13 protein-coding genes are annotated in these 11,864 nt (G+C 59.7%); 6 read left to right on the forward strand and 7 right to left on the reverse strand.

Annotation, left to right across the window (positions count from 1 at the left end):
• Window positions 1–94 precede the first annotated feature (94 nt).
• Window positions 95–523: a hypothetical protein gene (locus A0251_RS08700; RefSeq protein WP_062816464.1), complete on the forward strand. Its 429-nt coding sequence runs from the start codon at window positions 95–97 to the stop codon at window positions 521–523.
• Window positions 524–679: 156 nt separating this feature from the next.
• Here A0251_RS08700 and A0251_RS08705 read toward each other — a convergent pair whose 3' ends face one another.
• The 4 genes from A0251_RS08705 to A0251_RS08720 form a co-directional block, all read right to left on the reverse strand.
• A complete protein-coding gene (locus A0251_RS08705; RefSeq protein ID WP_062816465.1) occupies window positions 680–919 on the reverse strand; it encodes a YheU family protein in 240 nt (79 codons plus the stop codon).
• Window positions 920–1,093: 174 nt separating this feature from the next.
• Window positions 1,094–1,486, reverse strand: coding sequence for an MAPEG family protein (locus A0251_RS08710; protein WP_062816466.1), 393 nt, complete (start codon window positions 1,484–1,486; stop codon window positions 1,094–1,096).
• Window positions 1,483–3,345, reverse strand: a complete 1,863-nt coding sequence (gene mnmC, locus A0251_RS08715) for a bifunctional tRNA (5-methylaminomethyl-2-thiouridine)(34)-methyltransferase MnmD/FAD-dependent 5-carboxymethylaminomethyl-2-thiouridine(34) oxidoreductase MnmC (protein ID WP_062816467.1) — start codon at window positions 3,343–3,345, stop codon at window positions 1,483–1,485. The genes A0251_RS08710 and mnmC overlap by 4 nt, the downstream gene beginning before the upstream one ends.
• Before the next feature lie 185 nt (window positions 3,346–3,530).
• Window positions 3,531–4,193: a hypothetical protein gene (locus A0251_RS08720; protein WP_062816468.1), complete on the reverse strand. Its 663-nt coding sequence runs from the start codon at window positions 4,191–4,193 to the stop codon at window positions 3,531–3,533.
• 95 nt (window positions 4,194–4,288) lie between these two features.
• Here A0251_RS08720 and A0251_RS08725 point away from each other — a divergent pair, with 95 nt between their 5' ends.
• Entirely contained in the window at window positions 4,289–6,847 is a 2,559-nt protein-coding gene (locus A0251_RS08725) for an ATP-binding protein (protein WP_062816469.1), read from the forward strand.
• On the opposite strand, the gene A0251_RS08730 is transcribed toward A0251_RS08725, so the two are convergent.
• Window positions 6,837–7,130 (reverse strand): hypothetical protein, encoded by a 294-nt coding sequence (locus A0251_RS08730; protein WP_062816470.1) that lies wholly within the window; start codon window positions 7,128–7,130, stop codon window positions 6,837–6,839. The two genes, A0251_RS08725 and A0251_RS08730, sit on opposite strands and share 11 nt — an antisense overlap.
• A 235-nt stretch (window positions 7,131–7,365) precedes the next feature.
• On the opposite strand from A0251_RS08730, the gene A0251_RS08735 reads away from it, so the two are divergent.
• From A0251_RS08735 to cmoB, 3 genes are all read left to right on the forward strand, one after another.
• Window positions 7,366–7,812, forward strand: coding sequence for a hypothetical protein (locus tag A0251_RS08735; protein ID WP_062816471.1), 447 nt, complete (start codon window positions 7,366–7,368; stop codon window positions 7,810–7,812).
• Between the two features lie 175 nt (window positions 7,813–7,987).
• On the forward strand, window positions 7,988–8,719 hold the full coding sequence (gene cmoA, locus A0251_RS08740) for a carboxy-S-adenosyl-L-methionine synthase CmoA (protein ID WP_062816472.1): 732 nt from the start codon (window positions 7,988–7,990) through the stop codon (window positions 8,717–8,719).
• Window positions 8,719–9,687, forward strand: a complete 969-nt coding sequence (cmoB, locus tag A0251_RS08745; RefSeq protein WP_062816473.1) for a tRNA 5-methoxyuridine(34)/uridine 5-oxyacetic acid(34) synthase CmoB — start codon at window positions 8,719–8,721, stop codon at window positions 9,685–9,687. Before cmoA ends, cmoB begins: the two co-directional genes overlap by 1 nt.
• A gap of 71 nt (window positions 9,688–9,758) precedes the next feature.
• On the opposite strand, the gene A0251_RS08750 is transcribed toward cmoB, so the two are convergent.
• Window positions 9,759–10,454 (reverse strand): diguanylate cyclase domain-containing protein, encoded by a 696-nt coding sequence (locus tag A0251_RS08750; RefSeq protein WP_062816474.1) that lies wholly within the window; start codon window positions 10,452–10,454, stop codon window positions 9,759–9,761.
• 217 nt (window positions 10,455–10,671) lie between these two features.
• Between A0251_RS08750 and A0251_RS08755 the strand changes: the two genes are divergently transcribed.
• Window positions 10,672–10,995, forward strand: a complete 324-nt coding sequence (locus A0251_RS08755) for a hypothetical protein (protein WP_062816475.1) — start codon at window positions 10,672–10,674, stop codon at window positions 10,993–10,995.
• 43 nt (window positions 10,996–11,038) lie between these two features.
• Here A0251_RS08755 and A0251_RS08760 read toward each other — a convergent pair whose 3' ends face one another.
• Window positions 11,039–11,794 (reverse strand): hypothetical protein, encoded by a 756-nt coding sequence (locus A0251_RS08760; protein WP_062816476.1) that lies wholly within the window; start codon window positions 11,792–11,794, stop codon window positions 11,039–11,041.
• Window positions 11,795–11,864: the final 70 nt, after the last annotated feature.

Here is an 11,864-nt window from a genome sequence, read left to right on the forward strand (position 1 = left end):
CCGCGCAAACTTGGAAGCCTGTCCCTGTATTTTGGGGTGCTTGTCCTTGTAAGCTAGACGCCTGTGGCTGTTAGCTGATTCTCGGGGTGTTTTCTTGGATAACGAATCCATTGTCTACGGGTGTATCAAACATCTGCCGTTTGGCTCTATCCAGGAGCGCAAGGCGCACTGTTTTCACAACCGCCGGGCGGTCCGGCAACTTCCCCAGGCGGATGAATGGCCCTTCTTGTGCCGGGAAATGTTCTCTGTACCCGGCGACGATTTGATGGGGGGCACCTTCCAGACCCAGGTGATCCATTTTGGAATGTCCTACCTGGCGGTGGAGTATGAGTGGGAACACTGGATCGCCAAGTTCGAATCCCTGCTCAAGAACATGTACTGGGTCAATGCCGTGGTACACCTGGAAACCGAGCTGTCCGGCTTTCATACCTTCGTCTGGGACAGCGCTGAGGTCTGCCATGAGCCTTCCGAGGCGCCGTTGAGAGTGCGCTGTGAGTGGGCCCGGGAAGGGGCGATCGCTTGAAAGGCAGTTAATAGTTAACAGTTAACAGTTAACAGTGAATAGCTACGCGAAGCCATGTTTGTTGTTCAGAAACGCAAGAGGCCGCGCCCAGACTTTGGGCGCGGCCTCTTGCGTTGAAAAGCCAGAAAGTCGGCCTCGCGAGTTGTTCACTATTAACTATTCACTGTTAACTGCTTCTTCCGCCTGTTCCTTGCCCATTACCGACACACTCTCCGTCACCTCATCAAATACGATAAAGGCCTCCTGCTGTTTTAGCTGAGTGCGGACCTGTTCCACCTTGGTGGAAGTGGCAACCTCCTGGTCACCGTAGTCGGTGCCGTCACGGGTAACGAATTCCTCGATCAGGTTGGTGAGGGTGTCCGGGGGCAGGTCTTTCCAGGGGACGATGATGGGCATAGTGAATAGTTAATAGTGAACAGTGAAAAAACTCGTATGGCGGATATTAACGTTAGTGCATCTCCGCCCGTTTGGTAGCGAGTTGCGAGAAGCGAGTTTCGAAAGTCAAAACCCACGCTTTCGGGGCGCGCCGGATTTGCCTTTCGCAACTCGAAACTCGTACCTCGCAGTCTATTAAATCACCAGCAGCTGAATACCGGCGCCGAGTATCACCAGCCAGGAGGTGACGACACCCAGCTGGCGGGCCAGGTTGGCGCTGCTGCGCGGGATCAGCATGCCGTAGCTGTAGATGATCCGGCCGCCCACCAGCAGGATGCCGTAACTATGCAGGGCCGTGCTGCCGCCACCGTTGATTTCCAGCAGGGCCATAAGAATCAGTGCCAGTGGAAGGTATTCAATGGTGTTGCCGTGGGCGCGAATGGCCCGGCTTACGTCCTTGTGGCCACCGTCGCCCAGGGAGACTTTCTTGCCCAGGCGAAGGCGTACCACATTGGCGGCCAGGGCGATGATCAGGAAACCGCTCAGGGCGGCGTAGAGGGCGGTAATCGGCAAGCTGACTAGGGTCATGGCATCCACTCGGGTTGTTTTTTGCGTTTGCGGACAATAAACCGGGCCGGGGCCAGGGCGTCAATCATTTCCTGGTCCATGGGCAGCGGTTGAGCACAGATCATGTCGGCGATGAGCTCTGCACACAAGGGGGTACCGGTAATCCCGCGGCTGCCGTGGGCCACATTGAGATAAAGTCCCTGTGCCGGGCGATGGGGGTTGTCCGTGGCCACGGGCAAGGGACCGCAGAGGGGAAGAAAGTCGATGCTCTGGCAACGGAACGCCACGCGTCGGTCGACGATATCGATGCGGTCGCCCCCCAGCTCCTGCCAGAAGCCGGGGAGGTAGTGCTTCAGTTGGGCCAGGTTGTCCTGGTCGTCACCGTCGGTGGCATGGTGATGATCTTCATGGAGTTTGAAAGTGGCACCGACGCAGTGCAGATCGTCCAGGGCCGGTGTCAGGTAGCCGCCATGGCACTGGGCCTGCTGCCAGCGACGGGAGGCGTCGGTGGCTCGGCAATAGCTCACCTGGCCACGGATGTGTTTGAGCGGTAACCAGCCCAGGCCGGGCAGGGACTGGCTCTGGCCGGCGGTACACAGGACCACGGCGTCGGCGCTCAGGATTTCCCCGTTGCTCAGCGTCACCTTGGCGGGGGCTCCTTCCTCCAGCGCCGTTACCCGGGCCGCCAACAGGGTGATGTCCGGGTGTTTCAGCAGATGCTGGCACCAGCGGTCCGGGCGCAGGTAACCGCCCCCCTTCAGTTCCACCGCCTTGTCGCCGTAGGCCTGGAGCAGTTCCGTGGGCCAGGCACCGGTGGCCATGGCCTGTTCCAGCTTGTCTTGCTGACGCGCATCCACATAGTGCTGGATCACGCCGTTCAGGTTGCCGTCCGCTTCCTGGCCGGGAAACCCTGAGCGATGCAGCCAGCGCAGTGCATGACCATAGCTTTGCTGGTAGAAACGGTTCTGTGGGGTGAGGTGGGCACTGGGCGTGCTGTAGACCACCCCGGCCAGGTTGCCGGACGCGTGACCGGCAATGCCGTCCGGATCCAAGACCGTCACCTGGCAGCCCCGCTCAGCCAGGGCCCGGGCGGTGGTGGCGCCAGCGAGCCCGGCACCGACTACCAGAACCTGTCGGGCAGGCCTCTCTGGCCGGGCCTGGTCGCCTTCAATCCGGCCAACCAGCATATGTCGTTTGTGGCCGAAGCCGTCGCGTTTTTCCATGACAAAGCCCGCCTCCGCCAACCCGCGGCGGACAAAGCCGGCGGCAGTAAAGGTTGCCAGGGTGGTACCGGGGCGGCTCAGTCTGGCCAATTGGGCAAACAGCGCCGGGTGCCACATGTCCGGGTTGCGGGCCGGGGCAAAGCCGTCCAGAAACCAGGCATCCACCGGATGGGAGAACTGTGGCCACAGAGACAGGGCATCGCCGTAAAGCAAGGTCAGCTGTACACGGGGGTGCAGCTGCACACGGTGAAAGCCCGGGGTCGGCGCGGGATACTCTGCCAGCAATCGTTGTGCCAGGGCGTCCAGGGGTGGCCAGTGGCTCAGGGCCCGGCTCAGGTCCGCTTTGCGTAACGGGTGCTTTTCCACGGAGACCAGGTGCAAACGGGCGCTGTGCGGGGCGTTTTCCAGAAACTGCCGGGCGGCCAGCAGGCAATTCAGACCGGTGCCGAAGCCGGTTTCACCGATCACAAAGGTGCCGGCGGCAGGCAGCTCACGGAAGCGCTCTGTCAGGCGGTTGCCCTGCAAAAAGACGTAATCACTTTCCGACGCGCCGTCCTGCCGGGAGAAATAGGGATCGTCAAAGTCCACCGCTACCGGGGTGGTGTCCTGCCAGTCAATGCTGGCCGGTTGAATGGGGGAAAAGGGGGAACTTGTCATCACGACCTGGGGCGGATCTGCGCTTGGCACCTGAGGGTAGGGCAGGATACCTCGCGGGAATCACCATTAACAGGCTGCAGCATCTCCTGCGATGGTGCGGCGAGAAGCGAGTTGCGAGATACGAGTTTCGAAATGCATAGAGGGGTTGCCTTTCGCGACTCGTAACTCGCTTCTCGTCCCTGGGATTATTCGCTCTTATCCTGTGCCGCCTTGAACTCGGCCAGGGCCCGCTTGCCATGTTGCAGTAGCCAGCGGGGATTCTGTTGATAGCTGGCGTTGTTGATGCGGATAAAGGCCCCATCGACCAGGGTGACCAGCAGTGACTGGTTCTGGATCGGGCGGCCTTTTTCCACCCATCGCATTTGTGCCTGGGCGGAGGGTTGGCCCTCCAGGTCCAGCAAGGTCTCGCTGACGATGGTCAGCGCGTTGGCGCTGTCCTGCAGGGCCTGGTTTACTCGCCGTTGGCGCACTTCACTGTAATAGCTGGCGACAGCGCGTTCCGCCGGCATGCTGTCCCAGCCCGCCGGCAGCCCGCTGAGTGTGAGAGACAATTGTTCTTTCTTATCCTCGCTGCGGTAGTGCAGGGTGCGGCCCCGTTGGGAGCTGATTTCCCCGTCCAGCTTCAGGCCCGCCAGGGTCTGGGGTATCCGGAAATGCGACAGATCCACGGCCTTGGTGGTGGGGGCCACCGGCAGGCTCCCGGTCTGGCTGCTGTCCGTGCTGAGCCTGGGCAGCTTCTGGGCATCGATGGACGGCTCGCTGCTGGGTGGGGTCTGGCAGGCCATTAGGGCGAAAAGCGCGCTAAGCGGTAAGAAACGGGCAACTTTTACAATCAATGTGGGCATCATCAGGCAAGGTGTTCCGGGTTCCATGATGTGATGGTGGCGTTCTGGTGGCACAATACAAGATACCCCGTGAGAATACCCTTTATAGGGGAAGGCGGATGGAAAGACCATCACATAACGGCATGCGCACCGGCGTTGCAATGGCTCTGTTGCTGGCCATCATTACCGTCCCCTTTGCCATCGCCTCTTTTCTGATTGTTCAGCATCGCCTGGATCTGCTGGTGGGTTACAAGACCCTTGAAGGCGACCTCCGACTCTTTGAAAGCGGCCTGGCGGCCTTTTCTCCCCTGGATGATATGCGTGATCTGGCTCCGGTGATGATTCATGCCCAGACCCCGGAGATCGTGTCCCGCTTTGAACTCAGCGAGGCGAGGGCAGATGGCCGGCTGCAGGCTTTCCTGGAGCAAGCCCGCCAACGGGATATTCCGGGCCTCAATGATCAGGCGGGACTGCTCAGTGAAACCTGGTCCGGCCTGACCGTGAAAACCGGCATCCCCCTGGAAGACGTGGCGGGCCCCTACGATAACGTCAATCGCATCGCTCAGCGTCTGGCCAATGCCCTGGCGTCGGTGCTGATTGCGTCGGATATGGCCGTCGGTGAGGGGCTGGAGCCCAATGAGGTGTTATCGCTGACCCTGGGATCGTTCCGCCAGGCGCAGAACGATATTGGTCTGATTCGTGCCCTGGCGCTTTATGTCAGCCAGCGTGGGGGGTATCTGGGCGACAATGATGCCCGTCGTCTGGAAAATGCCTGGCAACGACTGTTGCAGCAGCTGTCGATCATCGACAGCGAGATCAAGGCCCTGTCCGCCCGGACCGGGGTCATTGAATTACAGCAGCAGTGGCGTCTGGTGAAAGATGAACTGCAACGCTTCCTGCTGTGGTCCGAGCAGGAGCTGATTCTGGCTCCCCGGGTCCAGGTCAGCTGGGAACAGGCTTATGATCGCAGCCGCCATGCCATGCAATCTCTGGAAGGTCTGTCTGAAAGTCTGGTGCAACTATCGGTGAAGCTGGTGGACCAGGCGCGCCAGGAAAAACTGAGGGACACCATTTTCCTGATGCTGGCGGTGTTGTTGCTGTACGCCCTGGTGTTGGGGCTGGCGCTGCTGGTATATCGTTCCAACTCCCGTGCCATCAGTGCCAGGGCGGAAAGCCAGGCGAAAGGCCAGTTTCTGGCTCGCATGAGCCACGAGATCCGTACCCCCCTTAATGGTGTGATTGGCCTGGCAGAGTTGTTGCGTGAGACCGACCCTACACCCCGCCAGCAGGAATATATCAGCCTGATCGACAGTGCCGGGCGGACCCTGAACGCCCTGATTAATGATGTGCTGGATTTCGCCAAGATTGAGGCAGGCAAACTGCAACTGGCGGAAGAGGAGTTTGATCTGCCGTTGCTGATGGCCGAATGTGCCCAGATGTTCAATCTGCCTGCCAGCGATAACGGCACGCTGGTGCTCCTTGATATGGACAGTCAGACGCCTTCACGGGTGGTCGGCGATCCCACCCGGTTGCGTCAGGTACTGATCAATCTGTTGGGCAATGCGGTTAAATTTACCCGCAATGGCAGGGTAGTGCTGTCATTGGCCTATCGTCAGGTCAGTGATGAGATGCCCCTGTTCAGCTTTGCGGTGAGCGATACCGGTATCGGATTGAGCCAGGAAGAGCAGGCGCGACTGTTCCAGCATTTTGCCCAGGCATCGGCGGATACCGCCAAACGTTTCGGGGGGACGGGGCTGGGCTTGTCCATCAGCCGGGAGCTGGTGGGCTTGATGGGGGGCGATATCCATGTGGAAAGCGCTCCCGGTAAAGGCGCCCGTTTCAGCTTCAGTATCCAGATGCTGGCGGTCAAGGAGGATGTGCCCACGGTGGAGCAGGAAGCACCTCCTGCCTGGTTATGGGACGTGCAGGGCAACCTGGCGGACTGGTTGCAAGCAGACCCGCGATTCAAATCAGTGCGACGGGTCAGTAATCACTCTCAACTGGCGGCGCTGGGTTCGCTGGAGGGTGCCAGGGTGTTACTGATCAATGGCATGCCGGATCAGGATTTGCTGGAGGAAACCCTGCAGTTGGTGCGCATCAGCCAGGTACCTCTTCAGATTCTGCTGCTGACCGGGATGCGCAGTGAGGCGCCGAACTGGCTGCCCCCGCAGGTTCAGCTATTGCGACGTTCGGTGCTGACAGTCAACGAACTCAAGCAGCTGCTGGGGTGGCAGATGCCGAGAAGTATTCCGGTGCTGTCACAGGTCCACGGGGAGGAAGCCGTTGCCTCTCTCCAGGTGCTGGTGGTGGAGGATAACCCGGTGAACCAGATGGTAACCAAGGGCTACCTGGAGAGACTGGGTATCAGCCGGATTGATATTGCCGAGGATGGCGCCCGGGCGCTGGAAAGGTTCCGGGACGCTGCCGGTGAATACGACCTGGTATTGATGGACCTGGATATGCCGGTGATGGACGGGTTCACCAGTGCCGGGCGAATGCGCGATTGTGAAGCCCGGGAATCCTGGCCCCCTTGCCAGATTCTGGCGTTAAGCGCTCACGCGGTGTCCGAACTGGGCGGCCGGGTAGCGCGGTCCGGGATGAACGGGCAGCTGATCAAGCCTCTGTCCCTGAGCGCCCTGCGGGAGGCCATTCATCAGTACCTGGGCATCAAGGCGTAAGGTATTCGAAGAAGTCCTGGAAGGGCGGCGGCAGCAAGGGCGCCAGCGTCAGCAGTACGCCCAGCATGACCAGCACCAGCAATTCCAGCCGCCAGGCCCGATGGCGCCGGCAGAGATGAATACACAATGCCACCGCAGTCAGACTGACACCGGCATGGAAGCTGGCCATGCTGACCAGTTGCCATTGCACATCCTGCAAGGCCAGCACCACGCCAAAGAACATCAGAAGCAGGGCTCCCGGGGTCAGGGCGTTGGTTGGGCGGTGTTCGCGGAACGGCTGCATATCGGTTTCCCCCGTTACTTTATCTCTGTCCCCAAGCAATTGTTGTGCCTGTTTCGTAGGGCGCCTCAGGCATCCTAGGAATTATTCGTGACTGATAGATGAACGACGAAATACTACCATTTGTCATTTTTTATCCATCTTTATGTGTGATAACGGTTAACTTATGTAGTGTTTAATTCGTATAATCCGCCACCGACGGTTGTATCTTTCGGGTTTTGGGATAGAGGGTTTCTCCATGCGTTATTTGTCTTTTGTCCTGTGTGCTGTCATTGCGCTGCCGGCCCAGGCACAAATCAGTGCCGGTATGAATGAACGGTTATGCCTAGCCGCAAGCCAGGAGAGCGCGTTTGGCGCCCTGGTGGATGACATGATCGAGAGCGATGAGTTGGCGCTGACCTCCGGCGAGCAGGTGCTCTCGTTGTCCTGTCAGGATGGCAGCAGCGTGCTGGAAAAAATGGTGCTGGCACGGCAGGCAGAGAATCTGGAGTATGCCGTGATTGACCTGGGCCTGAACCTGACGGCATCCCAGGTGGCACTCCGCGGGCAAACGATGCCCCTGAAAGAGGCGCTGCAGCGCCTGGGCGAGCAGGGTGACAGCCAGGTTCAGGATTTTGTCCAAGATTATTTGAGCGACCTGGCCGATGAGGACTTCAATCCCAACCTGCGTGTCAGCCTGAAGTAAGCAGGCCGCGGGGGTAGGGCGAAGCCGCCCGGACCCCTGCAAGCAACGGCCTGGGGCCTGATCCCTGAAAAAGGGGCTCTCATCTACACGGGCCCCTGCGCTGTCCGGCGCGGCCATTTCTACCCACCGGTATCACCCGCTATAATCCGCCCCGCATTGTGATATCGGAACCCCTATGTCTGATCAGCAGGACCGCATTTACGCCACGGCCCACCAGCAGGTGACCCGTTTCTCCTTCGATGACACTGTGGTACGTGTCTTTCCTGACATGATCCGTCGCTCGGTGCCGGGTTATGCCACCATTATCGACATGATCGGGGTGCTGGCGGCCCGATATGCCCAGCCGGATACCTGCCTCTATGATCTTGGTTGCTCCCTGGGGGCGGCAACCACCGCCATGGCGACCCTTACCGCCGACCGAGGCAACCGGCTGATTGCTGTGGACAATTCTGAGGCCATGATCCGTCAGGCCCGCACCCTGATAGCAGAAACCGGACAAAGTGAGCGGGTGTCTCTGCGGGAAGGGGACGTGGCGAGCATGGCGTTTGAACCGTGCTCTATGGCGGTGCTGAATTTCACCCTGCAGTTCATCGCTCCGGACAAGCGTGACGGGCTGATCCAGCGCCTTGCTGACGCCACGGTACCCGGCGGTATTCTGGTGCTCTCGGAGAAGATCCGGTTTGCGGATGATGGGGAGAATGCCCTGCAGACCGAACTGCACCATGCCTTCAAACGCAACAACGGTTATTCGGATCTGGAAATCAGCCAGAAGCGCACGGCACTGGAAAACGTTCTGATTCCGGAAACCCTGGCCGACCATGAGGCGCGCCTGCGCCAGGCCGGTTACCGGGAAATCCACGTCTGGTTCCGCTGTTTCAATTTCATCTCCCTGCTGGCGGTGCGCTGATGCTTAGGGATTATCTACAGCAGTGCGAAGCGGCGCTGCGCGAGCTTTATGCCCAGCCAGAACGAGACGTGCTGATGGCCCTGTGCCGCGAGCGCCTTCTGGACAAACCCCACGGCGATCTGCCCCGCTGGCTGGCGGCGCTGAATGCGTTACCCGAGGGGCCGGCGGAGTGTGATCTTTCGGCGGATACCCTGCGCATCGGCCAGCCGGGAGAGGTTGACCCGGCGGAAGTCAAAGCGGCTTTGCAGGGCCTGATTCCCTGGCGCAAGGGGCCGTTTGATTTCTTCGGTGTGCATATCGATACCGAGTGGCACTCTGACTGGAAGTGGCAGCGGGTGGCGCCGCACTTGTCGCCCCTGGCCGGACGGAGGGTACTGGATGTGGGCTGTGGCAGTGGCTACCACTGCTGGCGAATGGCGGCGGCTGGTGCCAAACAAGTGGTGGGCATCGATCCAACAATTTTGTTTCTGGTGCAGTATCTGGCGGTGCGTCGTTTTGCGCCGTCGGTGCCGGTGTGGTTTCTGCCGTTGCGGATGGAAGAGTTACCGGCACAGACAGAGAACTTCGATACGGTATTTTCCATGGGCGTGCTCTATCACCGGCGCTCTCCGCTGGACCACCTGCTGGAACTCAAAGCGGTGCTGGGTGAAGGCGGGGAGCTGGTGCTGGAAACCCTGGTGGTGGAAGGGGATGAACAGACCGTGCTGATGCCCGAAGACCGCTATGCGGCCATGCGTAATGTGTTCTTTCTGCCTTCGGTGGCCATGCTGGAACGCTGGCTGCATCGCTGTGGTTTTGTGGATATTCGCTGTGTCGATGAGAGTGACACCACCGTGGAAGAACAGCGGGCGACCGAGTGGATGCGGTTCCAGTCGCTACCGGACTTTCTCGACGCCAGCAATCCCGCGCGGACCCGGGAGGGGTATCCGGCGCCGCGCCGGGCGGTGCTTATGGCCCGCAAACCCTGAGTCCGGGATGGAACGGATTGCAGGCCAGGAGGCATTGGTCCGCGGTGACACCCCGCTGGCCCAACAGCCCACTAACCATTAACAACTGTCTGTGTGGAAGCTTCCAGCAGCCGATCCACCAGTTTTAATCGCAGCCGCTCATCCAGCATGCAAAGTGCGGGGGACAGCACTTCAAGCAGTGATTCCTCGTTGCCGTCATTTGCCAGTTTGCGCAGTTCCCGGGAGAGTGGATCCGCGGTTTCGGGGGCGGATTTCAACGCGGCAAGCTGTTGTTGTGCCGGTTGGCTCAATGCAATCCTATCCGTGTCGGTGGCGTCTTCCAGGCTATTGAGCGCCTGATTGAATAACTGCATGACGCTCTCTTTTTCCTGGTGATTGGCGCAGTGCACGCCAATTCGGGTGGTCAGAAAAACCCGGAACTCATCCAGTTCAAACTCCTGGCTGATGAACCACTGTTGCAAGCGTGTTGCCATTGCCATGGCGCCATCCACGGCGGTGGCCGGCAATACCAGGAACAGCGCTTGTCCCGACTGCCAGCTCATCAGGCCGTCTTCGCACCGTTTTCTGGCATGTAACAGATGCCGCACCCGGGCAAGCAGTCGCTCAATGCGTTCGACACCGATATCCGCCTGGATGGATTCCAGTTCCTGGAAGCGAATGGCGAGGATGCTCAGTGGCTGATTATGTCGCCGGCTGAGAGACATCGCCTGCTGAATCATCTGCTGACTATGGCTATTCGCACTGCTGCTGGTTGTCACGGCAGTCATTGGGTACCTCGGGGCCACACATTAAGATGACGTTCCTTCTCTGGGAGCGTGTATCGGCTCTTGAATGTGGGTATCCCTTCCCGTGGATTCACTGTAATGATTTCCCACGAGGCAGGCATCGGGCGCATACTTTATTTAACAACAATGTCTGGCTCTGTTACCAAAACTGGTTTTTTATCAGCCAATTAGAGCGGATAAGTGATGAGGAAGTGACGACATGTCCATGATCTGGGTAATTGCGACGGCTGTGCTGAGCTCCGCCATGACGCTGGCAGTGGTCGCCCTGTGGGGGCGGTTCTACTTCCAGCCGCGTCTGCGAGACAGCATGCAGCAAGAGCTGGATGAACAGGTGGAGAAAGCCGCCCAGGTGCTTTCCGCGCGAGTCGAAGAGGGCGTGCGTCGCGGGCTGGTGGATGGCGTTCGCAATCTGCCCTCCCGGGAAGTGTTGGAGGGAGCCAGCCGTAGCCTGGCACGGACCAGTGCTGAGATGGTCGGTGAGCGCCTCGGCCAGATCTTTGGCGCGCCGAAAAAGAATCGATAGCACGACCCTTTCTCCAACGGGAAAAGCGGGGGTGGCGCCTGGCCTATAGCCTGCCCCTGGCCGGCAGCAGTCGCGCCAGCAGGAAGGCGATACCCAGACTCAGCATGGCCAGGGACAATACGTCCTGCTGCAGGGCCTGCCAGGTGGTCTCCCAGAGAGACGATGCCTTCAACAGGGACAACAGGATCAGCAGGGTGCCTGTGAGGGTGAAGAACTGGTCCAGCTTGCGGGCCCGGCGAAGTTCGCCGCGCAGGTGGCGGAGTTCCTCGAGAATGTCCTCCTGGATCAATTGTTGACGTGCAACCTGTTCCGCCAGGTCGCCCACCTGTTGGGGCAGGGTGGCCAGCTTTTCCAGCCACACGGGATCTTCCCGACGCAGCAGGTCAAGCAGCTCCTTGAGCCGGACATGATCGTCCAGCCAGTTGCGCACCAGTGGCCACAGGCTGAAATTCTCGATCAGCTCATTGAGTTGGGCGATCTGTCGATCGCTGCCGGTAACCCGCAGGGATTCATGTTCGGTGAGGGGTTCGCTGGCAAACAGCCAGTGGACCATGGCGCCCAGAGGGCCGCGTACACGGATATCGACATTGCCTTCGTAGTCGGTAAGCAGTTCCACCCCGTCTTCATAGATCAGCACGTAAAGCACCCACAGTGGACGCTCCGCACGGATCCGCACGACGGTGCCGTGCAGTGCGGCTAACCTGTCGCGGCCGGGCTGGCTACCTGTGAGCGCCTGGTTCAATGCGCTCTCCAAACCACCGAGCACAATCAGCTGGGGAAAACTACCGGTCTGAGGCATAAATGACGGAAAATCCTGTCCTGAAATGAGACCGCGTTGTCGCTTGGGGTCCCGATTTGTTGCCAAAAAT

The sequence above is a fragment of the Alcanivorax sp. NBRC 102024 genome (assembly GCF_001602235.1).
GTDB lineage: Bacteria > Pseudomonadota > Gammaproteobacteria > Pseudomonadales > Alcanivoracaceae > Alcanivorax.

Coding starts and splice junctions, on each gene's coding strand:
- A0251_RS08730 (WP_062816470.1), bottom strand. CDS start 7,130: ATGCAGCCGTTCCGCGAACACCGCCCAACCAACGCCCTGACCCCGGGA.
- A0251_RS08755 (WP_062816475.1), top strand. CDS start 10,672: ATGTCCATGATCTGGGTAATTGCGACGGCTGTGCTGAGCTCCGCCATG.
- A0251_RS08760 (WP_062816476.1), bottom strand. CDS start 11,794: ATGCCTCAGACCGGTAGTTTTCCCCAGCTGATTGTGCTCGGTGGTTTG.
- cmoB (WP_062816473.1), top strand. CDS start 8,719: ATGCTTAGGGATTATCTACAGCAGTGCGAAGCGGCGCTGCGCGAGCTT.
- A0251_RS08725 (WP_062816469.1), top strand. CDS start 4,289: ATGGAAAGACCATCACATAACGGCATGCGCACCGGCGTTGCAATGGCT.
- A0251_RS08720 (WP_062816468.1), bottom strand. CDS start 4,193: ATGATGCCCACATTGATTGTAAAAGTTGCCCGTTTCTTACCGCTTAGC.
- mnmC (WP_062816467.1), bottom strand. CDS start 3,345: ATGACAAGTTCCCCCTTTTCCCCCATTCAACCGGCCAGCATTGACTGG.
- A0251_RS08710 (WP_062816466.1), bottom strand. CDS start 1,486: ATGACCCTAGTCAGCTTGCCGATTACCGCCCTCTACGCCGCCCTGAGC.
- A0251_RS08735 (WP_062816471.1), top strand. CDS start 7,366: ATGCGTTATTTGTCTTTTGTCCTGTGTGCTGTCATTGCGCTGCCGGCC.
- A0251_RS08750 (WP_062816474.1), bottom strand. CDS start 10,454: ATGACTGCCGTGACAACCAGCAGCAGTGCGAATAGCCATAGTCAGCAG.
- A0251_RS08705 (WP_062816465.1), bottom strand. CDS start 919: ATGCCCATCATCGTCCCCTGGAAAGACCTGCCCCCGGACACCCTCACC.
- cmoA (WP_062816472.1), top strand. CDS start 7,988: ATGTCTGATCAGCAGGACCGCATTTACGCCACGGCCCACCAGCAGGTG.